The organism is Parabacteroides sp. B2-S-102 (genome assembly GCF_023656665.1).
Lineage (GTDB): Bacteria > Bacteroidota > Bacteroidia > Bacteroidales > Tannerellaceae > Parabacteroides > Parabacteroides distasonis.
Window position 1 is genome coordinate 1 of record NZ_JAMOKM010000028.1, and the last position, 21,066, is coordinate 21,066.

Sequence of the window (21,066 nt, forward strand, 5' to 3'; positions counted from 1 at the left end):
CAGAGAAGTTAAGCCTCGTCACGCCGATGGTACTGCGTAACAGTGGAAGAGTAGGTAGCCGCCGTCTTGAGAAAGGCGACAGCCGATGGAGAGGAGTCAGTCCGTAAGGGGTGACTCCTTTTTTTATATTAAATTTGATGTATTAAATCTATTATCTAATATCATGAAGAAAATCTATTTATTTCTATTTAGTCTGTTTATCTGTAATATCCTTGCGGCGCAAGATCAAGACTATAAAATAGTCAGGGATATCTCTTATACCCAATCGAAAGATCCATATGCGGTGGAACGTTGTAAATTGGATCTTTATTATCCCGAGAACGCAAAAGACTTCCCTACGGTAGTCTGGTTTCACGGAGGCGGCTTGTCGGGAGGTAGCAAATTCATCCCGGAGGAATTGAAGAACTGCGGATTAGCCGTTATCGCCGTAAATTACCGCTTGCTACCCAAAGCCACGTTGAGCGATTGTATCGATGATGCCGCCGCCGCTGTCGCTTGGACATTCAACGAGATTGAGAAGTATGGTGGGGATAGGCGTAAAATCTTTGTCTCAGGTCATTCCGCCGGAGGTTATTTAACGAATATGGTCGGACTGGATAAGAAGTGGTTGACTAAGTATCGGATAGATGCTGATGCCATCGCCGCATTAATCCCTTTCAGCGGTCATGCGATCAGCCATTTCGCTTATCGGCAGGCGAAGGGAATGAAAGATACCCAACCGAGTATCGACGAGTTCGCCCCTTTGTTTTACGTACGTCCTGACGCTCCTCCATTGATTATCGTCTCGGGCGACCGGGAGATGGAGATGCTGGGCCGCTATGAGGAGAACGCCTATTTTTGGCGTATGATGAAAGTGGCCGGACATAAGAATACTTATATCTATGAGTTGGACGGATATGATCATGGATCGATGGCCGCTCCCGCCTTTCACATCTTAAAGAATCACGTGAGGATGATCTTGAAGGGTTCAGAAACCCGGTAATTTGATTAACTATTAATTTAATACGTATGGTTCTCTTTTCTTTATTAATGGTCTTGATTTGCTTGAACGCATGTTCTGGAGCGAAGATCTCGGACAATGTAACGGTGTATGTCACGACAAACGATCGTGCGAAAGATTTCGTGAGAAGTGAGATCGCCTTGGGGGACAAACAAGCCGCCTCGCCTTGCGTGATAACGATAGACCCTTCGGTGCGCTATCAGACGATGGATGGCTTTGGTGCCGCCGTGACAGGCTCTACCTGCTATAACTTGATGCGGATGGCTCCCGAGGATCGGACAGCTTTCCTGAAAGAGACTTTCTCTGATACGGAGGGGATGGGGTATAGCTATATCCGTATCTCGATTGGCTGCTCGGACTTTTCTTTAAGTGAGTATACTTGTTGTGACACGAAGGGTGTCGAGAATTTCGCCTTGCAGAGCGAGGAGAAGGAGTATGTGATACCGATCTTGAAGGAGATCTTGGCGATCAGCCCTTCTATAAAAATCTTGGGATCGCCTTGGACTTGTCCAAGATGGATGAAGGTGGATAACTTAAAGGATTTGCGCCCGTTCGAGTCGTGGACTAGCGGACAGTTGAATCCCGCTTATTATCAAGATTACGCTACCTATTTCGTGAAATGGATACAGGCGATGGAGGCCGAGGGGATTCCTATCGAGGCGATAACTCCCCAAAACGAACCTTTGAACCGAGGAAATTCCGCTTCCTTATTTATGGGATGGGAGGAGCAACTCTCTTTCGTGCGTGACGCTCTAGGCCCTAAACTGAAAGAGACTGGCCTCAAGACGAAGATCTACGCTTTCGACCATAATTACAATTACGATAATATGTTGGAGCAGCAAGGCTATCCGATGAAAATCTACGAGGATGAGAATGCCGCTTCTTTCCTGACAGGTGCCGCTTACCATAATTACGGGGGCGACCGGGAGGAGTTGAATAACGTAAACGGCAAGTTCCCCGATAAAGAATTAATATTTACGGAAACTTCTATCGGCATGTGGAATGATGGACGTAACTTAGAGAAACGCTTGATGGAAGATATGGAGGAGACGGCCTTGGGTACGGTGAATAACTGGTGTAAGGCAGTTATCGTATGGAACTTGATGCTGGACAACGAGCGGGGACCGAACCGAGAGGGTGGTTGCCAGACTTGTTATGGTGCCGTGGATATCGATCGCTCGGATTATAAGACGATTACCCGGAATTCTCATTATTATATTATCGGTCATTTATCCTCTGTGGTGAAACCGGGGGCAGTACGGATCGGCTCTAAAGGGTATACGGCTGATGGGATTATGTATTCCGCCTTCGAGAATTTAGATGGAACGGAAGCGCTCGTATTACTAAATAATACGGACGGGACTAAAAATATAACGGTAAACAGCGGCGAACGTTCGTTTACCTACGAGGTTCCCGCTAAAGCAGTCGCTTCTTTTCGTTGGAATCTTTACTAATAAGGAGGGTGTGTTAAAAGTTGGTATTATGGCACGCAGATTTAGCAGATTTACGCAGATAATATATTGATTTTCATATCATAAATCTGCGGTCATCTGCTCAATCAGCGTTATCTGCGTGCCATGTTCACACTTTTGACACACCCCCGAATGTCCAATACTTTATCTATAGTGGCAACAAGCCGGTAGCTTATCATATACGGCTTTATCCGCCTTATCCATATCCGTGTCATGGCCTACTTTAGCGATCGCCTTGCTGATCGCTTTTGGGGAGGTCTTTTGGGGATCGTACTGGAGATGGATCATCTGGGTATCTTTGTCCCAATGAGCGGATAACACACCATTTACTCCTTTGGCCGCTTTCTCGATACGTTCCTTGCACATATCGCAAGAGCCTTTGACACCGAACATGGCATGCTCGGAGGCTACCCCCGTGGCGCTTTGCGCATGCATCATATGCCCCTCATGCCCAATCATAGGCTTGGCGGGCTCGTCGCCGTTATTCATCATGGAAGTTTTTCCCTCCAGCTGTGCGCTGGCGTCTATGGCGAAGACTCCGTTGGTTACGATTTCCTCACCTTCTCGCAAGCCATTCAAGATAACATAAGAGTTACCAAGGGAAGGGCCTAGCTCCACCTCACGCATCAAGAAAGCGGGGGTATTCGTATCCGGTTGCTTTACGTACACGATAGCACGTTTACCCGTCCAGAGCACAGCGGTTTGCGGTACGACGATCTCGTTCTTATAGTTGCGGAGCGGGGCGCTTACGTTTGCCGTGGCGTACATCTCGGGCTTGAGCTCCAAAGAGGCGTTCGGTACCTCTACACGGACCTTGGCGGTACGGGTCGTCGTGTTCAAGATCGGGTCGATGAAAGAGATCTTACCCGAGAACTTCTTGCCGGGTAGCGCTTGCAGGGTAAATTCCACCGGATCACCTTTGCTAAGGAAAGGGAGATCCACCTCGAAAGCGTCGAACAAGGCCCATACCTTCGTGAGGTTCGCCACGTCGAAAAGGATAGCTCCTTGGGATACATAATCACCTTGGCTTACCCGCTTGGACAGGACGATACCGCTCGTGTTCGACTTGATCTCTACAACCGGGGAGATAGAGCCGGATTTCTCGATAGCGGCGATCTGGGCGTCTGTCATCTTCCATAAATATAGTTTTTCACGGGCGGCCTGTATCAATTGAGGTTGTCCCATGCGGATCGCTTCCAACAATTCTTGCTGGGCGGTGAAAAGCTCGGGGGAGTAGAGGGTAGCGAGGGTTTGTCCGGCACGCACCGTCTCACCTGTGAAATCAACGTTCAAGCTCTCGATGCGTCCGCTTACATGGGCTGTTTGAGATTGCAGGCTACGCTCGTCCGGTACGATCTTGCCGTATAAACGGACTTGCTTGACCGGATTCTGGCGGGATACCTTGGAGGTTTGTACGTCCGCTAAGGCTGCTGCTTCTTCCGAAAGCTGAATGGCGTTGGGATCGATGGCCTCGTCCGAGAAGGAGCTCTTACGTACGGGGATCAAATCCATGGCGCAGATAGGGCATTTACCCGGCTTGTCTTGGCGAATTTGGGGATGCATGGAACAAGTCCACTCGCCGGCCTCGTTCTGTTGGAGGTCGTGGCCATGCGTAGGGTTGTGAACTTCCGTGCCGGTCTCGCTCGCTTGTGACGCATGGCTGTCGGTATCGGAGTTATGGAACAGGAGCCAGCCCAACAAGAGGCCGCCCGCTAGGAACAGGATATATATCAGGTACTTGGATTTTACGGTTTCATTTATATTTTTCATTTTCTTATTCGTTTACAGAGGTGGATATTAATTTCTCGATTCCGGCGATTTGGGTATTATATTCCGCTATCGCTTCGCTTTTCTTTAAGTGATAGTCCAACATTTGTCGCTCCACTTGGATCACGTCGGTCAAGGTCGTTCTTCCTGTCGAGAATTCCCGGACGATCAGTTGGTAGGTGGCCAACGATAGATCGTATTGTTTCTGGTACAAATCGATTTTCCGTGCGGCATCTTCCAATTGCTGGGTAATACGGATATACTCGGCTTGCAGTTGGTTCATCGTGTTCTCGTACTTCAACTCGCTGGATTTCCAATAATGCTTGCTTTCCCGTTGCTGTGCGTTATATTTCTTACGGAAGATAGGAAGGCTGATCTTTAGCATGGGCATGAACATATCCTTTCCGTTCATACCGGACATAGAGCCCATAGACATATCCTCTGGTTTCTTCCCGATCAAGGAATACTGGAGGCCGATACCTAGCATGGGGTAACTCATTTTCTTGTCCATCTCCGCCTTGGCCCGGTAAGCGTTTCCTTCCGCCTCCAGCATGGTAAGCATGGGGTTGTTGGAGATGACGCTGTCGAGAGCCATCGAGTCACTCCATGAGAGAGGAAGCCGTTCCAACGAGTCGGGGACGGAAATCGGGGTAGCTAGCGACTGATTGAGCAACGTATTAAAAGCAGCCTCGGCCGTTTTCCGTTGCGATAACAAGGAGGCTAGCGTATTCTCCAGTTCTACCTTCTCCATCTGGATTCGCAATACGTCCGACATTCCGCCCATAGAGTTGCCACTTCCCATAGAGCCTCCACCCATAGGGCTATTGCCGGACATTCCGGACATCGTACTACCGGATGCTCCCGTGCTTTGTACCGTAGGGCTTCCCATGCTACTGCCTCCCATACCCGACATACCTCCACCGGATACGGCGGGAGGAGTCGATGGAGCAGAAGATACGGGGGAGGGTAGGACGGAGGAACCGCCCGCCTTCGCCGACGGAGCGGAGAAGCGGTTCAATGCCAACTGTTCCAACTGGTCTAGCAGACGAAGGTTCGCCTGCGTATTTTTATATTGCTCGCTGATATTGCAAAGCTGGTACCATTGACTCTTCACCTCGTAATACAGGTTGTTGCGACTGTTACGGAATTGTTCGTAAGCCATCCGGGCCATCTCGGTCGCCTCGTTGCGGGCCGCCTTCCGGGTACCGAACCAAGGGAACATTTGCATCAAGGTGAAATCCGCTATTTGCTTTCCGGACAAGATCTCCATCGGTTTCAGGAAGAAACCGATCTCCAGTTCCGGGTCCGGATAGGCTCCGGCTTGCGGGACTTTCTCCAAAGATGCCTTATACAGGGAGAAGTCGGCGTTGATCTGCGGATTGTTACGTGCCGCCAGTTCCAGATAATAGCCTAAACTATCGGCCGGCTGGGAGTAAGCGAAAAGGATGTTTAGCATCCCCAGTACACCTGCCATGATGATTGATCTGATTCTTTTATATCTCATAAGTCGTTACCTCCTCTTGAATTTTATTCTTTTGTTCTTTCTTTATAGCGTTCTCCCGCCACCAGCATTGCAGGACGGGAACGACAAACATGGTCATACTCTGGATCAGCATTCCTCCGAACGTAGGGATAGCCATCGGTACCATGATATCCGCCCCCTTACCGGTAGAGGTAAGTACGGGGAGTAAAGCGATCAGGGTAGTGGCTGTAGTCATGGCCGCTGGGCGTACCCGTTTCAGTCCGGCGGCTACTACCGCTTCCCGGATATCGTGCTTGGTGCGGGGGTCTCGCTCGAGGAATACATGATGGATGTAGGTTCCCATCAATACCCCATCATCCGTAGCCACACCGAACAAGGCGATGAAACCGACCCAGACTGCCACGCTCAGATTGATCGTGTGCATCTGGAAAAGATCCCGCATATTCTCTCCGGCGATGGAGAAGTTCATGAACCAATCCTGTCCGTAAAGCCATAGCAAGATAAAACCTCCGGCGAAGGCCACGAACACCCCGGAGAAATGGATCAGTGAGGCAGTGACCGTCTTGAATTGAAAGTATAGAACCAGCAGGACGATCAACAAGGCGAGGGGAACGACGATCATCAGCCGGCTGGTGGCACGCTCCTGCTGCTCGTAATTGCCGGCGAACTTATAGGATACGCCGGGATCAAGGTTCAACTCGCCCTCCTTTATCTGTTGCTCAAGGATGCGGGAAGCCTCTTTCACGACATCCACTTCCGCCTTCCCCGCCAGTTTGTCGAAGATGACGTAGCCTACCAAGAAAGTGTTCTCGCTTTGGATCATCTGCGCTCCACGGGTATAGTTGATATCGGCTAGCTCTTTAAGCGGGACTTGCGCCCCAGTGGCGGTCGGTACGAGGATCATACCTAGCGCCTCCGGATTATCTCGAAGCTCACGAGTGTAGCGTAGGCGCACCGGGAAACGTTCCCTGCCTTCCACGGTGCGGGTCAGTACCATGCCACCGACAGCGGCACTTAATATCTCTTGCAAGTCCTCCACGTTTACGCCGTAACGGGCCATATTCTCACGGTTCAGTTCGATCTCCAGATAAGGGGCGCCTACCGCACGGTCGTAAAATACGGAAGAGGGGATAACGGAGGGTACCTCTTTCAATGCCTTCTCGATCGCCTTTCCGGCTTTCTCGATCGTCTCCAGATCCGGGCCATACACCTTGATACCCATCGGGGCACGCATACCGGTGGATAACATGACGAGACGGGCCTCGATAGGCTGCAGCTTCGGGGCGGAAGTCAATCCCGGAAGATGGGTGACGTTCACGATCTGTTGCCAGATATCGTTCGTGTTCTTGATCTCCGGTCGCCATTGGCGGAAGTAATCGCCTTTAGCGTCTGGGATCAGGCTGTCTGAGGGAATCAGCCGGAAACCGTCTTTGGGGTTATATACGCCTCCATCTTTTAGGAGATACTCCCCTTGCCGGTTTACCTTGAAACGTTCCCTTTTCCCGTCCTCATTCAGGATATATTCCGGACGGTAGTTGATCGTATTCTCGAACATCTGTACCGGCGCTGGATCGAGGGCGGAGTTTACACGGCCCCATTTACCGATGGCGGTCTCCACCTCGGGGATAGAGGCCAGCCGTTTGTCGAGCGCCTCTATATAATCAAGGTTTTGCTCGATACCGGAATGCGGCATGCTAGTCGGCATCAGTAGGAAAGAACCTTCGTTCAGGCTAGGCATAAACTCCTGTCCGATGCCTCTCCATATCCAGAAACCGAATACGATGGTAGCTCCCGGAATCAACATGAATTTCCAGCGGTTATCCAAGCACCAGCGCAATATCCTCTCATAATAAATAACGAGCAGCCACAGGATGCTTAGGATGATGGCTACGCAACCCGCCACGAACAATATATTGGCGAGCATCCCTTTTTGCGGCCCCATCGGCAACCATTCCTCGGATAGGTAATAGATCGTGACAAAGAGGGTGATACCGATATTGATATAAGTGCTCATTTGAGGCTTCTTCCAATAACCGGACAATAGATTATTCACCCCGACTGCCGTTAGCCCGATAGCCGGAATACTTCCATAAATAATAAGTAAGGCGATTCCGGCCACGATCAACAGGTAATTCAGTATTTTCCGTATCAGCCTTGAATGGATCTTTATCGAGAACAACCAATACGATAGGGAAGGAAGCAAGATCAATCCCAGCACGAAGGCGGAAGCCAAAGCATACGTCTTGGTATAGGCCAAAGGCGAGAACATCTTCCCTTCCTGCGCCTCCATGGTGAAGACGGGGAGGAAGCTGACGATCGTCGTGATCATCGCTGTGCTGATTGCCCCGGACACCTCGCTTACCGCCTTATAAATAAGGTTGACAAACGCCTTTCCCCCCTGTATATGCCTGTTCTCGGGCATCTCCCGGTAACGGATGATACTTTCCACGAAGACGACCCCTACATCCACCATCACGCCAATGGCGATCGCTATACCCGATAAAGCCACGATATTAGCCGCTACCCCCGTATAACGCATGATGATGAACGTGGCGAGCACCGCTATCGGTAGCATGCTGGCGATAACGATAGAGGCCCTCAGATTGAGCACCAGCACGATGATAACGATCACGCAGATCAATATTTCGTGGGAAAGGGCGGTCTCCAACGTCCCGATCGTCTCCTTGATAAGCCCCGTACGGTCGTAGAACGGCACGACGGTTACCTTGGAGACCGTCCCGTCTGCCAGTACCTTTTGGGGCAATCCCGGCTCCATCTCCTTGATCTTCGCCTTTACGTTATTGATAACCTCCAAGGGGTTGGAGCCATAGCGGGCTACGACCACTCCGCCCACGGCCTCCACACCCTCCTTGTCCAGCCCTCCCCGTCGGGTTCCGGGGCCGATATTCACGAACGCCACGTCCGATATGCGAACCGGTACGCCTTCCCGCACGGTGACGACGGCATTCTCTATATCCTTTACATTCTTGATATACCCCAAGCCCCGGATCAGGTACTCCACCTTATTGATCTCCATTGTCTCGGCGCCGATATCGAGGTTGCTCTTCTTGATGGCGCTCATGATATCCATCACGGAGACGTTGAAGGCGTACATGGCATCCGGGTTCAACTCGATCTGGTACTCCTTCACGAAACCGCCCGCCGAGGCAACCTCGGATACCCCCTCGGCGGAGGATAAGGTGTACTTGACGTAGAAATCCTGTATCGTACGCAACTCCTCGGCGTTCCAGCCTCCGGTAGGTTTACCGGTCTTGGGGTCCCGTCCTTCCAGCGTATACCAATAGATCTGCCCGAGGGCGGTAGCGTCCGGTCCCAAGGTAGGCTGTACGCCTTCCGGCAAGGTTCCCGGAGGCAGGGAGTTCAGCTTCTCCAATATACGGGAACGGCTCCAGTAGAACTCTATATCGTCATCGAAGATAATGTATATGAAGGACATCCCGAACATGGAGGAACTACGGATCGTCTTCACTCCCGGGATACCTAAAAGAGAGGTGGTCAGCGGATAGGTGATCTGGTCTTGTATATCCTTCGGCGAGCGGCCCATCCATTCCGTGGCCACAATCTGCTGGTTATCGCCGATATCGGGGATGGCGTCTACCGGAATCGGATTCCGGGGAATGATCCCCCCGTGCCAATTGAAGGGGGACGTGGAGATGCCCCATACGATAATCAGCACTAGTAAAAGTAAGGTTACCACCCTGTTCTCAAGGAAGTAACGAATGATTCTATTTAACATTTGAATGAGCTTTTATGATTTGAAAACATATGAGAACGCTTATTTGTTCGTCTTTGAAGGCAAGCGATCACATGAGTACTCGTGATGCTTTACGCCAGTACTCGCAATGGATTACTCCAGTATTTGCAATGGATTACTCCAGTACTTGCGGTGGATTACTCCAGTACTCGCAATAGATTACGCCGGTACTCGTGCGTAAACAGACGTAAATCGCCTTTTAAAAAGGAAGCCTATACGCTAAATCAAAAAAGTACAATGATGGACGAATAACGGGATAGCGCTATTCTCCTTGGGTGGATTAATAAAGGGATTGGAACGTGTTGTCTCGTCTCGCCCGGCGATCTTATAGGAGTCGAGTAGATCGAACAACAAAACTACAGCGACAGGAGCGGACAATTGCACGAGCGTATTCGCCACATCCTGATCGACGGATAACTTAACATATTCCGTCTCGGTAGAGCAGCACTTATGGGACGTGCCCGCCTCACCGCAACTGGGGCAAGTGTCAAGATACTGCAAACTCACCTCCGCCAACTTACCCATACAATAATGGTAATTCAGCGCAAACCCGGAGGAAACCCCGAGGTAAAGAACAGCGAGTATGAACAATAAAAATCTTCTCATCCCAAGTAATATATTCCGCAAATATATGAATATTTTTTGAACGGGCAATAGGGTGGAAAAAGTGCTCGTAGGGTTGTTAAAATCAGAACCTTTTCTTTATAGCCTTGTTCAAGGTAGGTAATTAATCTAAACAAAACACATTTATGAGACTATTTGTACAAGGAGCAGTATTACTGCTAGGTATGGGATTCTTATCGGCTCCCGCTAAGGCTCAAAAGGTGGTCATCGAGGATGACGTGCCAAATTCGATAGTCCTTGTCAGCCAAGACAAGGCAGGTGATGAAATCGTGAGGATAATGAATGAGACGCAGAGCCCTCGTTTCCACGACCCGAAAGCCCCCCGCTTCGTATTGACCGATCGTAAGGGACGTTTCGCCTTGGGTATCGGCGGTTACGTGAAGGCTACGGCGGAGTATGATTTCGGCGGGATCTCGGATGATGTCGATTTCTATCCGTCCATGATCCCGAATGGTGGGCAGAACTACGTCCGTAACCAGTTCCAGATGGACGCTACTACCAGTACGATATTCTTGAAATTAGTGGGTCGTACCAAACACCTCGGGGATTTCGTCGTGTATACGGCGGGTAACTTCCGGGGAGGCAGCAAGGTCTTCGAGCTCCAGAACGCCTATGTGTCTTTCCTTGGTTTCACGATGGGTTACGATTATAGTACCTTCATGGATCTGGCCGCCCTTCCGCCCTCGATCGATTATGCGGGGCCTGCCGGACAGGTTTTCAGCCGTGCCACCCTGTTACGCTATGAGCGTGCTTTCGGTAAGGGATGGAAAGCGGGTGTAGGTATCGAGATGCCAGTGGTGGATGGCATCACGAACCAAAGCGTGAATATCAGTAACCAACGTATGCCGAACTTCCCTGCCTATATCCAATACGCTTGGAATAAGAGCAGCCATATCCGTGTAGCTGGTATCGTACGTAATATGACGTACGAGAACTTGGTGGCGCAACGGGCCGAGTCTAAGGCCGGATGGGGCGTGTTTGCCGCCTCTACGTTCAATGTGACGAGCAAGCTGAACTTCTACGGTCAGGCTACTTACGGCCGGGGGATCAGCCAGTTCTTGAATGATATCAGTAATCTGGACGTGGATCTGGTTCCGGATCCCGAGGCCAAAGGCAAGATGCAAGTGCTTCCGATGATGGGTTGGTACGCTGGCTTGCAGTATAATATCACGCCGAAGGTATTCGTCTCCAGCACCTATAGCCAGACTCGTTTATACAGCGAGAATGATTACCCGGTTACCCCGTCGGATCAATATCGCTACGGTCAATACTTGGTAGCCAACATTTTCTGGAACGTGAACGCTAATCTGCAAGTCGGCGCCGAGTACTTGAGAGGCTGGCGTACCGATTTCAACGATATGACCCGCCACGCCAACCGACTTAATGTTTCCGCTCAATATAACTTCTGATAATGTAGCGTTTTGTTGATGTGCCACACCGGGGGATTCTTGGTGTGGCATTTCTTTTCGAGGCGATTGGCAGGTCTGCGATTAATAGATGTTCGCCATGCTAATCAGCGGCTCATACAGCTTCTCGATATCCTGCGAATCGATCTCGATCTCTACTTGATCACCGGGGATAAGGGTCTGTCCGGCGGGAGCCAAGTCCTTGCGATCCCGGTGAATAGTCTTGATGATACAACGTTGGGGGAGGGTGAGGTGATCTACCTCCTTCCCGTCGAAATAGGCACCTGTCATGATCTCTACGAACAGGCTGGAACGCCCTTCGGTACGGAAGGCTGGAGTCGAGATCATCTCGTCGTAGAGAACCACGTTAAAAGGTTTTATCTGTAGCATTTCCGTGAAGTAATACGTAAGCCCGCCGACAATGATAGAGGGGTAGAATACATCCAGATGCCCGGTTATCTCCGTAATCAAGACGATACCCGTCAGCGGTGTCCGGACTACCGCCACCAAGAAACCTACCATGCTGATTAACATGATATAGCTGATGCTCTCCGTTTCAATGAAACCATACTTCACCAATAATAAGGCGATGATCTGCCCGAACAATCCCCCGGTAACTAGTGTAGGGATGAAATTCCCTCCCGGCAGTCCGGAGGAGAAAGAGAGAGACGTGAATATCAAGTGGATGAGCATCATCGCCGCTATCCATAAAACGGGGTGATATCCATGCATCGCTTGCATGATAAGGAATTGCTCGCCTCCTCCTGTCAAGTCGATCTCCGTCAATGAGATCGTATACGCTATGATAAGCAGGTACAACATCTTCATATAAGGAGGATGCTTCAGTCTGGTAAAGAAATCCTTGCACCAAAGGGTAAACATTGAGTAAATTTTCCCGAAGACGGAAATAACCACGGCCAGAAATAAGAACAACTTCAGTTGATCTATAAAAGTAGCCTGCGGGGCAATAGCGCTAATCTGCGAGTAGGGGTTGAAGGGGAAAATCAAGCTCGCTACACCTCCCGCCACGACTCCTGCCAGCAAGGTGGTAATGGCGGTCTTGGGAGCGTCGAACCGTTCGATGGACTCGATCACCAAAAGTGAGGAAGCGAGGGGAGCGGCGAAAGCGGCGGCCAATCCGGCACCTGCGCCGGCGGCCAAAAGTTGCTTGCGCTCTCCAGCCAATACGTGTCCCCATTTGGAAATGATATTCCCCACGTAAGATCCGATCTGTACGCACGGCCCCTCACGACCAAGGGACAGGCCGGCGCTGATTGCTAATATCCCTCCCGTGAACTTGGCGATTAATTGTGTCAACGGGTTCTTATAAGTGATCCTGCCATTGATAACCGCCCGTGTCTGGGGAATGCCCCCACCGGTAATCAGCGGCATCTTCTTGACCATCCAATTCACGCAAAGCAATATACCCCATAGCGTGAAGAAGAACAAGACATGGAAATACCAAGGGTAATGACCGTCGAAAAAAAGTTTCCGGCTATTGAATAACTGCTGGAGCAGATAGTGATAAGGTACCGCTACCAACCCGGTCAGCAATCCCACGAAAATGCTTACAAAATAAAGTCTGGCGTCAATAAGTTTCAATTTCCAGATCCGCCAGCGCCTCAATTTTGTTATATCTAAGAGATCATTATCCATCGGACTCACCTTGTTTTCGTTTCCTGTTACAACAACCGAGGTAAATAAGAGGTTTAAAATCTCATTCCATTGAACCTTTTTTAAAAAGCCTTGTTATTAAGATATAGTGTTTTTCATGGTATTAGAATTAAGTTAGATTAGGTTATCCGTCTTGTTCGTGAGAATAGGGCGGTTTTCCTGTTTATAGGGGTTTGTACTTTGAGGCGGTTAGGATTTCTTGGGCGTCGTTGTTTTGCATCAACGCCTCCGGGGTAGATCCCGTCTCCTTCATGTACTGGTTGATGATCTGCCAGCCTATCCAAGTCCCGATATTCCCGGGAGCGTCGTTCTCGGGGAAAATGGCCGGGGTATCCTCGAAATACTGGGAAGTTGTCAGTTGATCCGGGGTATAAAGATGCTTACGCTCGATGATTGCTTTCCAGATTGTTCCTTCGTTGTCCTTGCACCAGTTGTAGGCCTGTTCGGTGTATCCCATTAGCTCGGCGGCATCGGTAACGCCTAGGGCTTGCGAGAGCAGGTATTTGATTTTTCCCTCGTAAATCATCCGGTCCAGCAATACGTTCTCTTTTCCCGCGAAAGGATATTCGGACATGAGCCACCCCGCCAGATAATCCGGGACTACGAGTCCACGTTGCATTTTCAATTTCTGGGAGTCATAGAAGAAATCTTGATACAAGGGATAGTCCTTTCCCATGTACTTATCGATGGAAAGGGAAAGCAGGCTATCGCCTACCAATACGTTCTGGTTGAAACCGGATACATGCATATAGATAGCAGGGATCTGCATCGAGGGGAAATTCTCCTTTAGATAGGCGAATCCGTATCCCAAGGATTTCTCGATATCCTCCACGGAATCATATTGGGTGATAGCGTCACGATACAAGCCTTTCAAGGTAGGCTCCGAGTAATAATTCCGCATTTTCTCGAAGAAGCCGGGAGTCTCGATGGTTTGCAGGTTTAATATGCCTTTCCCGATGATATCCAGCATTTCCGGGTATTGTTTGATTAGTTCGGGTTGCAAGGTGGTATCTTCCGTATCGATCAGCCGGAATAAATCCTTGTCAAAACGATTGATATGCAGGGGTTCGACGGTAGCGTAGTTGATCGTATTTGTGTTTTGCCCGTTGCAGCTCAATAGCGTAGCGGACAAAATACAGGCCATGATGAGTTTTGTAACCATATCTCTTCGTATAATAATGTAATATGATAAGAAACGGATCGCATGGGGTAATATTGTGTGACTGGCATCTTATTACTACCTTTGCCTCCCTTTTATTTAAGATTCATCATGCGATATACGAACAAACAAATTCTAAAGATCACGTATCCGGTATTAATCAGCTTGCTCATGGAGCATATGATCGGATTGACGGATACCGCTTATCTGGGACGTGTCGGCGAGGTCGAGCTAGGTGCCTCCGCCTTGGCAGGAGTCTATTATCTTGTGATTTATATGCTGGGCTTTGGTTTCAGTGTAGGCGCTCAGGTGCTGATGGCACGTCGTAACGGTGAGGGGGAGTATAAACGGATCGGCGAGGTTTTCACGCAAGGCGGGCTATTCCTTTTTTTGCTGGCGGCGGTGTTGTTTACGGCCTCTAATCTGCTTACGCCCCATCTGCTCCACCGGATGATCGGTTCGGAAGAGGTGTATCGAGCGACGATGAGCTATCTGGACTGGCGGGTGTACGGGTTCTTCTTCTCTTTTATAGCGGTGATGTTCCGTGCGTTTTACGTGAGTACGACGAATACGAAGATCTTGACGGCCAATTCGGTGGTGATGGTGCTTACCAACGTGGTCTTGAACTATATCTTGATATTCGGTAAGTTCGGGTTCCCCGCTTTGGGGATAGCGGGTGCCGCTATCGCTTCCTCGATCTCGGAAGCTGTTTCCGTATTGTTCTTCGTGATTTATACTTGGAAGAAGATAGATTATAAAAAATATGGTCTGTTTCGTTTTACGAGAGTGGATTTTAGGATGCTGGGACAAATACTGAGTGTCTCTATCTGGGTGATGATCCAGCATGGGATCGCTTTTGGGGGATGGTTTATCTTCTTTATCGCTATGGAGCATCTGGGTGAGCGGCCGTTGGCGATTACGAATGTGGTACGTAGCATCTCCTCGTTCCTGTTTATGTTCGTGAATGCTTTCGCCTCCACGAACAGCTCGCTGGTTAGTAACTTGATCGGCGCCGGGGAGTCGGACCGGGTACTTCCGCTTAGCCGGAGGATGATCGGGCTATGCTATGCGTTCGTGCTACCGATCGGTATCTTGATTGCGATGTTCCCGTCTACCGTATTGCGTATTTATACGGATAACCCGGATTTGATCGCTAGCTCGATCCCCTCGCTGTGGGTGATGCTGTCCTCTTATCTCTTTGCCGTTCCCGGTTTTATTTATTTCTTTAGCGTATCGGGAACAGGCAATACCCGACGTGCGCTGGAAATCGATATGGCTAGCATATTCGTGTACGTATTATATATATTGTATGTCGCTGTATGGTTGCGTGCGGACGTGGCGGTTTGCTGGACTACGGAGTATGTATATAATATCATGATCCTTTCTTCTTTCTTCTATCTGTGGAAAGGAAATTGGCGTAACAAGAAAATCTGAAGACTTATCTTTTGATTAGTACGGTAATTCGTAAGGATAAATCAAAAAAGACCATCTTGGCATTCACGTTCTGTGTGATATGGCGTTCCGCTTTCGCCAATTCTTCCATCAAATCGATCACGTTTCGTTCGTTCACGAAAGGTGAGAACTTAACTGAGAAGCTTGCCTCGTCTAGATTCATATAATTAAGTTCGGGTGATTGGAACCGGTACATGAAGTTCTCCCGGATCAAATGCTGGCAATAGGAGAGGAAGTTCTTCTGTCGCTCCCGTCCGATCCCTGCCATGACGTCTGCCATCGCTTTCATGCCTTTTACGTTTCGTGCCCATGAGTTTCGCATCATGGCCTTGAATTGCTCCAGAAAGAATTTATTTTCCTCGCCCAAGCTAATCGCCTCCATCGCCTTGATAAAACTTCCGGAGGAGAGGTGAGCGACGTGTTTAGCGTCGTCGGGCGAAAGCCCGAAACGGGATACCATGGCATTCATGATCGCATCGGTCTCAATGGGACGGATGTGGATGCGTTGCGCACGGGATTGGATGGTCCCGAGGATAAGATCCGGAGTCTCGGATACCATAAGGATAACCGTTCTCATAGGAGGCTCCTCTATGATTTTCAGAAGCTTATTGGCACAAGTAGGATGCAGTTTCTCCGGCAACCAAACCATCAAGATACGATATTCCGCCTCATAAATCTTTAGGCTCAGTTTATGGATAATCTCGTCGCTTTCCTTGGAATAGATGATGGCTTGTGAGTTTCCGGCCTCGATATAATCCAGCCATTCATCCATATTGAAATAGGGATGTTCTTTGAGGAACCCACGCCATTCACTGAGATAATCATCGCAGACCTCTTTCTTTTTCTCTTTCTTGGCTACGATCGGGAATACAAAATGTAAATCGGGATGTGCCAATTCGTCATATTTGAGGCATGACGGGCAACGTCCACAAGCGTCCGTGTCCGTCCGGTTCGTACAATTCAGATAACGGGCGTAAGCCAAAGCCAGCGGAAACGCCCCGGCTCCCCCTTGCTCTGTGAATAACTGTGCATGGGGTACGATCCCCGTCCGAGCCGATTGTCTCAACCGTTCCTTCACTTCCTCTTGCCCGATGATATCTTTAAAATACATGAGATATTTCCTTTTCTATAGAATAATGAACGAAGTTACGGAAAAGTATTCAGATATCAAAAAGCGCGAGGTTTTGTAAATATCAATTGACATATGTAGAGTAAAACTAAGAACGGATACAATACCAAGTCAAGTCCAATAAAGAATATGTATTTCATTACCTTAGAATTTTAAAAATAACCATACTTAGCACATGATTGTTCAATCGTGTACTTCTATTAGACAACTCAGCGTACAAAAACCCCTATTGTATTTCAATAAATTTCTTTCGCTATTTTGTAAACGCTATCCGAGGCCATCATTGTGTAGAAATGTAAGCTCGGTACACCATGAGCGATCAGATCCTTGCACTGCTGTATACACCATTCCACACCCACCTCTTTCGCTTCCGCATCATCTTTACATTTACGTAATTCTGTCGCGAAAGGCTCCGGGATATCCGCACGGAATATCTTCGGAAGAACCGTTAATTGGTTCTTGAAAACGATCGGTTTGATACCGGGGATGATGGGAACCGTGATACCTTCCGCACGGCAACGATCCACGAACGCATAATATTTTTCATTATCGAAGAACATCTGGGTTACCAGATATTCAGCGCCATTTTTTACTTTCTCCTTTAAGTAATAGATATCAGATTCCATATTGGGTGCTTCCTCGTGTTTCTCCGGATAGCAAGCCATGCCGTACGAGAAGGGAGTCTCTATACCGTCTATCTTGGAACCGTCTAACGCGATACCTTCGTTGAAATGATTTACCTGCTGCTGTAAATCAGTCGCATGATCGTGGTATAACTCCGGGTTTTGCTGGGAGGCCTCTAAGGTCTTTATATCTCCCCTTAATATTAAGAGGTTGTTTACGCCAAGGAAGTTCAAATCGATCAAAGCGTATTCCGTCTCGTCTTTCGTAAAGCCTTTACATATAATATGGGGTACGGCAGGAATACCGTATTTATTCTGGATAGCCGAAGCGATCGCTACGGAGCCCGGACGTTTACGGATGTTTACTTTCTGGAAACTTCCGTCTGGTAAGGTTTTATAGACGAACTCGCTATGGTGGGAGGTGATATTTATGTATTTAGGGTCGAATTCCTTCAACTTGTCAATTACATTATACACCTTCTGGATACTGTTACCTTTCAGCGGCGGTAATATCTCGAAAGAAAAAGCGGTACTCTTACTATCCCTTATCAGATCAATGACTTTCATATTTTAATTATTTTTGACGCGAATGTAGCAAAAATCTTGGTAACATAGATTTTAATCCGCTATTTGTATATATCCATGCCACGGCTCTTTCATTTACCCATCCGTTTCGGCAGGCCGGAATGCATGAATCTCAAGTGAAATTCCGCACAATAAGTTTACGAGAGAAAATTGTGTATAAGAATCTGATAATCAGTAATTAAAAAACAGGATAATCTTTCTGCGAAAACACGTACATGTTTTTGGAAAAAGTCGTACGTGTTTTCCGGAAAGGTCGTACGTGTTTTCCGGAATCCTTCCACCGAAAACAAAAGCGCATGTTAAAATTTACAAGAAACCCCACTTTAACGAAATGTTAAATGAAAAAGCCGTGGCCTTCCGTTTGCTTTTTTTAGTTTATAGGCCGAACTATATATAAATTAGCGTATATTTGCGGTACACAAAATCTCCCATAGCGACGGCTATGGGCGTTTTTGCTTTTGAGCGATATTATTAACAGTGTAATTTGTTAATTTTAAACTAATTACAGCAAATTGTATAGATATGGAAAATTTAAATTGGTCTGAGCTGGGATTTGGTTATATCAAGACAGACTACAATGTAAGATGCTACTATCGTGACGGCAAATGGGGTGAGTTGGAAGTTTCTTCATCCGAGATTATCAATATTCACATGGCCGCTACTTGCTTGCATTACGGACAAGAGTCTTTCGAGGGTTTGAAGGCCTTCCGTGGAAAAGACGGTAAGATCCGTGTATTCCGTATGGATGAGAACGCTAAACGTATGCAATCTTCCAGCCGGGGTATCAAGATGGCTGAGTTGCCTGTAGAGATGTTCGAGGAAGCTGTACGTAAGGTCGTGAAATTGAACGAGCGTTTTGTTCCTCCTTATGAGAGCGGTGCCGCTTTATATATTCGTCCGCTGATGATCGGCTTGGGCGCTCAGGTGGGTGTGAAGCCGGCTCCCGAATATATGTTTATGATATTTGTCACTCCGGTAGGTCCGTATTTCAAGGGTGGATTCCAGCCCTCGAAGGTGTGCGTGCTTCGTGAGTATGACCGTGCGGCTCCTAACGGGACAGGTACGATCAAGGTCGGTGGTAACTATGCCGCTAGCTTGGTAGCTGGCGAGATCGCTCATTCCAAGGGATACGCCGCCGTATTGTATCTGGATCCGAAAGAAAAGAAATATCTGGATGAGTGCGGTCCGGCTAACTTCTTCGGAATCCGTGGCAATAGCTATATCACTCCGCAATCCCACTCGATCTTGCCTTCGATCACGAACAAGAGCTTGCAGCAATTGGCCGAGGATATGGGCTTGACGGTAGAGCGTCGTCCGGTTCCTTTCGAGGAGATCGCTACGTTCGACGAGGCTGCCGAGTGTGGTACCGCCGCGGTTATCGCCCCGATCTCACAAATCGACGATTTGGATGAGAACAAATCTTTTGTTATCGCCAAAGATGGCAAACCGGGTCCTGTTTGCGAGAAACTATATCATAAGCTACGTGCCATCCAGTATGGTGACGAGCCGGATACTTACGGATGGATCTCGATCATTGAATAATATCTTTTGTTTCGTAAGGACTGGAGTGCGCTCCGTCTTTACGAGACAGAATACGTTGATAGGCAATTGTTAGTTTGAACTTTACTTTTTGCAATAAAATTGCAATCTCCGCATTGCAAATGAGAAAAGATGTTTATCTTTGCATCGGTAATTCCAAATTTTCAATTACCAATTATGTAGGTGGAAGCATTCTTTAAAACACATAAATATCTGGTAGAGCATCTGTATTCTCCGGTACGAAGGGGATTGATGGATGAGATCAATTGGGAGGATCGGTTGATCGGTGTTAAAGGTTCGCGAGGAGTCGGAAAGACCACTTTCTTGTTAGACTATGCCCGTGAATATTTTGGTGCCGATAATAAGGAATGCTTATACATTAATTTAAATCATTTCTATTTTACGGAGCGTACACTCGTTGATTTCGCCGCCGAGTTTCGGGCTAAAGGCGGAAAGGTGTTGTTGATAGACCAAGTATTTAAGTATTCCAACTGGTCGAGAGAGTTGCGGTATTGCTATGATAATTTCGAGGACTTGAAGATCGTTTTCTCCGGTTCGTCGGTGATGCGTCTGAAAGAGGAGAATCCGGACCTGTCCGGCAAGGTGGTATCGTATAACCTCAGGGGGTTCTCGTTCCGTGAGTTCTTGAACTTGATGTCGGGGAACCAGTTTCCCGCGTACACGTTCGATGAGGTATTAGAGAATCATCAGGAAATCGCCAAACGTATTTGCTCGGTCGTAAGGCCGATGGCTTATTTCCAAGATTATCTCCATCATGGTTTCTATCCGTTCTTCTTGGAAAAGCGCAACTTCTCCGAGAACCTGCTGAAGACCATGAACATGATGCTAGAGGTGGACGTGTTATACATAAAACAAATCGAACAAAGCTACCTGCCAAAGCTACGCAAACTACTCTACTTATTGGCTACGAGCGCTCCTTGTACCCCAAACGTGAGTCAGTTGAGCAAGGATATCGAGACATCCCGGGCCACCGTGATGAACTATATCAAGTATTTGACGGATGCCCGTTTGATGAATATGCTGTATCCGGTGGGCGAATCCTTTCCGAAGAAACCCTCCAAGGTATATATGTATAACTCGAACCTGATGTACCCCATCCGTCCGATGGAGGTAAATGCCGGGGCGGTGCGTGAGTCGTTCTTTTATAACCAACTATTGAAAGACAATAAGCTGAATGAAGGAAACAAGAACGCCCACTTTCTGGTGAATACGATGTATAATTTCCGGATCGAGGAAAGCATGAAAGTGAAGAACAATCCGGATATGTACTATGCTGTCGATAAGACCGAGATCGGGGAGGGGAACATGATCCCGCTTTGGTTGTTCGGTTTTCTATATTAAGTAAGAATCTTTTTTA

At 48.3% G+C, this 21,066-nt stretch carries 14 protein-coding genes; 6 read left to right on the forward strand and 8 right to left on the reverse strand.

Annotated elements, in window-relative coordinates:
- The first annotated feature begins 163 nt into the window (after nt 1-163).
- Together NBH07_RS20935 and NBH07_RS20940 are read left to right on the forward strand one after the other, a co-directional pair.
- Entirely contained in the window at nt 164-982 is an 819-nt protein-coding gene (locus NBH07_RS20935; protein WP_005858317.1) for an alpha/beta hydrolase, read from the forward strand.
- Nucleotides 983-1,008: 26 nt separating this feature from the next.
- Nucleotides 1,009-2,454, forward strand: coding sequence for an endo-1,6-beta-glucanase (locus tag NBH07_RS20940; RefSeq protein ID WP_009017089.1), 1,446 nt, complete (start codon nt 1,009-1,011; stop codon nt 2,452-2,454).
- 162 nt (nt 2,455-2,616) lie between these two features.
- Here the strand turns inward: NBH07_RS20940 and NBH07_RS20945 are convergent, their stop codons facing one another.
- The 4 genes from NBH07_RS20945 to NBH07_RS20960 all read right to left on the reverse strand — a co-directional run bounded on the left by NBH07_RS20945 (nt 2,617) and on the right by NBH07_RS20960 (nt 10,103).
- Nucleotides 2,617-4,242, reverse strand: a complete 1,626-nt coding sequence (locus NBH07_RS20945) for an efflux RND transporter periplasmic adaptor subunit (RefSeq protein ID WP_009017090.1) — start codon at nt 4,240-4,242, stop codon at nt 2,617-2,619.
- 4 nt (nt 4,243-4,246) lie between these two features.
- Nucleotides 4,247-5,713, reverse strand: a complete 1,467-nt coding sequence (locus NBH07_RS20950) for a TolC family protein (protein WP_250833589.1) — start codon at nt 5,711-5,713, stop codon at nt 4,247-4,249.
- Nucleotides 5,714-5,732: 19 nt separating this feature from the next.
- A complete protein-coding gene (locus NBH07_RS20955; protein ID WP_156682766.1) occupies nt 5,733-9,479 on the reverse strand; it encodes an efflux RND transporter permease subunit in 3,747 nt (1,248 codons plus the stop codon).
- A gap of 237 nt (nt 9,480-9,716) precedes the next feature.
- Nucleotides 9,717-10,103 (reverse strand): HYC_CC_PP family protein, encoded by a 387-nt coding sequence (locus NBH07_RS20960; RefSeq protein WP_005858311.1) that lies wholly within the window; start codon nt 10,101-10,103, stop codon nt 9,717-9,719.
- A gap of 143 nt (nt 10,104-10,246) precedes the next feature.
- On the opposite strand from NBH07_RS20960, the gene NBH07_RS20965 reads away from it, so the two are divergent.
- Complete coding sequence (locus NBH07_RS20965) at nt 10,247-11,530, forward strand: DcaP family trimeric outer membrane transporter (protein ID WP_005866118.1); 1,284 nt, start codon at nt 10,247-10,249, stop codon at nt 11,528-11,530.
- 81 nt (nt 11,531-11,611) lie between these two features.
- Here NBH07_RS20965 and NBH07_RS20970 read toward each other — a convergent pair whose 3' ends face one another.
- Nucleotides 11,612-13,183: a ClC family H(+)/Cl(-) exchange transporter gene (locus NBH07_RS20970; protein ID WP_005866120.1), complete on the reverse strand. Its 1,572-nt coding sequence runs from the start codon at nt 13,181-13,183 to the stop codon at nt 11,612-11,614.
- Between the two features lie 181 nt (nt 13,184-13,364).
- Nucleotides 13,365-14,363 (reverse strand): gliding motility protein GldB-related protein, encoded by a 999-nt coding sequence (locus tag NBH07_RS20975; protein WP_156682767.1) that lies wholly within the window; start codon nt 14,361-14,363, stop codon nt 13,365-13,367.
- Nucleotides 14,364-14,471: 108 nt separating this feature from the next.
- Between NBH07_RS20975 and NBH07_RS20980 the strand changes: the two genes are divergently transcribed.
- The gene (locus NBH07_RS20980) at nt 14,472-15,794 is read left to right on the forward strand and encodes an MATE family efflux transporter (RefSeq protein WP_044544719.1); all 1,323 of its coding nucleotides are present in this window, start codon (nt 14,472-14,474) and stop codon (nt 15,792-15,794) included.
- A 4-nt stretch (nt 15,795-15,798) separates the two neighbouring features.
- Here the strand turns inward: NBH07_RS20980 and NBH07_RS20985 are convergent, their stop codons facing one another.
- Together NBH07_RS20985 and metF are read right to left on the reverse strand one after the other, a co-directional pair.
- Nucleotides 15,799-16,923 (reverse strand): DNA polymerase III subunit, encoded by a 1,125-nt coding sequence (locus NBH07_RS20985; protein WP_009017095.1) that lies wholly within the window; start codon nt 16,921-16,923, stop codon nt 15,799-15,801.
- A gap of 254 nt (nt 16,924-17,177) precedes the next feature.
- Nucleotides 17,178-18,131: a methylenetetrahydrofolate reductase [NAD(P)H] gene (gene metF / locus NBH07_RS20990; RefSeq protein ID WP_009017096.1), complete on the reverse strand. Its 954-nt coding sequence runs from the start codon at nt 18,129-18,131 to the stop codon at nt 17,178-17,180.
- Between the two features lie 540 nt (nt 18,132-18,671).
- Between metF and NBH07_RS20995 the strand changes: the two genes are divergently transcribed.
- On the forward strand, nt 18,672-19,691 hold the full coding sequence (locus tag NBH07_RS20995) for a branched-chain amino acid aminotransferase (RefSeq protein WP_005858291.1): 1,020 nt from the start codon (nt 18,672-18,674) through the stop codon (nt 19,689-19,691).
- Nucleotides 19,692-19,871: 180 nt separating this feature from the next.
- Nucleotides 19,872-21,050 carry an ATP-binding protein gene (locus tag NBH07_RS21000; RefSeq protein WP_009017098.1) on the forward strand — a complete coding sequence of 393 codons (1,179 nt, stop codon included), beginning with the start codon at nt 19,872-19,874 and terminating at the stop codon, nt 21,048-21,050.
- Nucleotides 21,051-21,066: the final 16 nt, after the last annotated feature.

Coding starts and splice junctions, on each gene's coding strand:
- NBH07_RS20935 (WP_005858317.1), top strand. CDS start 164: ATGAAGAAAATCTATTTATTTCTATTTAGTCTGTTTATCTGTAATATC.
- NBH07_RS20940 (WP_009017089.1), top strand. CDS start 1,009: ATGGTTCTCTTTTCTTTATTAATGGTCTTGATTTGCTTGAACGCATGT.
- NBH07_RS20945 (WP_009017090.1), bottom strand. CDS start 4,242: ATGAAAAATATAAATGAAACCGTAAAATCCAAGTACCTGATATATATC.
- NBH07_RS20950 (WP_250833589.1), bottom strand. CDS start 5,713: ATGGCAGGTGTACTGGGGATGCTAAACATCCTTTTCGCTTACTCCCAG.
- NBH07_RS20955 (WP_156682766.1), bottom strand. CDS start 9,479: ATGTTAAATAGAATCATTCGTTACTTCCTTGAGAACAGGGTGGTAACC.
- NBH07_RS20960 (WP_005858311.1), bottom strand. CDS start 10,103: ATGAGAAGATTTTTATTGTTCATACTCGCTGTTCTTTACCTCGGGGTT.
- NBH07_RS20965 (WP_005866118.1), top strand. CDS start 10,247: ATGAGACTATTTGTACAAGGAGCAGTATTACTGCTAGGTATGGGATTC.
- NBH07_RS20970 (WP_005866120.1), bottom strand. CDS start 13,183: ATGGATAATGATCTCTTAGATATAACAAAATTGAGGCGCTGGCGGATC.
- NBH07_RS20975 (WP_156682767.1), bottom strand. CDS start 14,363: ATGGTTACAAAACTCATCATGGCCTGTATTTTGTCCGCTACGCTATTG.
- NBH07_RS20980 (WP_044544719.1), top strand. CDS start 14,472: ATGCGATATACGAACAAACAAATTCTAAAGATCACGTATCCGGTATTA.
- NBH07_RS20985 (WP_009017095.1), bottom strand. CDS start 16,923: ATGTATTTTAAAGATATCATCGGGCAAGAGGAAGTGAAGGAACGGTTG.
- metF (WP_009017096.1), bottom strand. CDS start 18,131: ATGAAAGTCATTGATCTGATAAGGGATAGTAAGAGTACCGCTTTTTCT.
- NBH07_RS20995 (WP_005858291.1), top strand. CDS start 18,672: ATGGAAAATTTAAATTGGTCTGAGCTGGGATTTGGTTATATCAAGACA.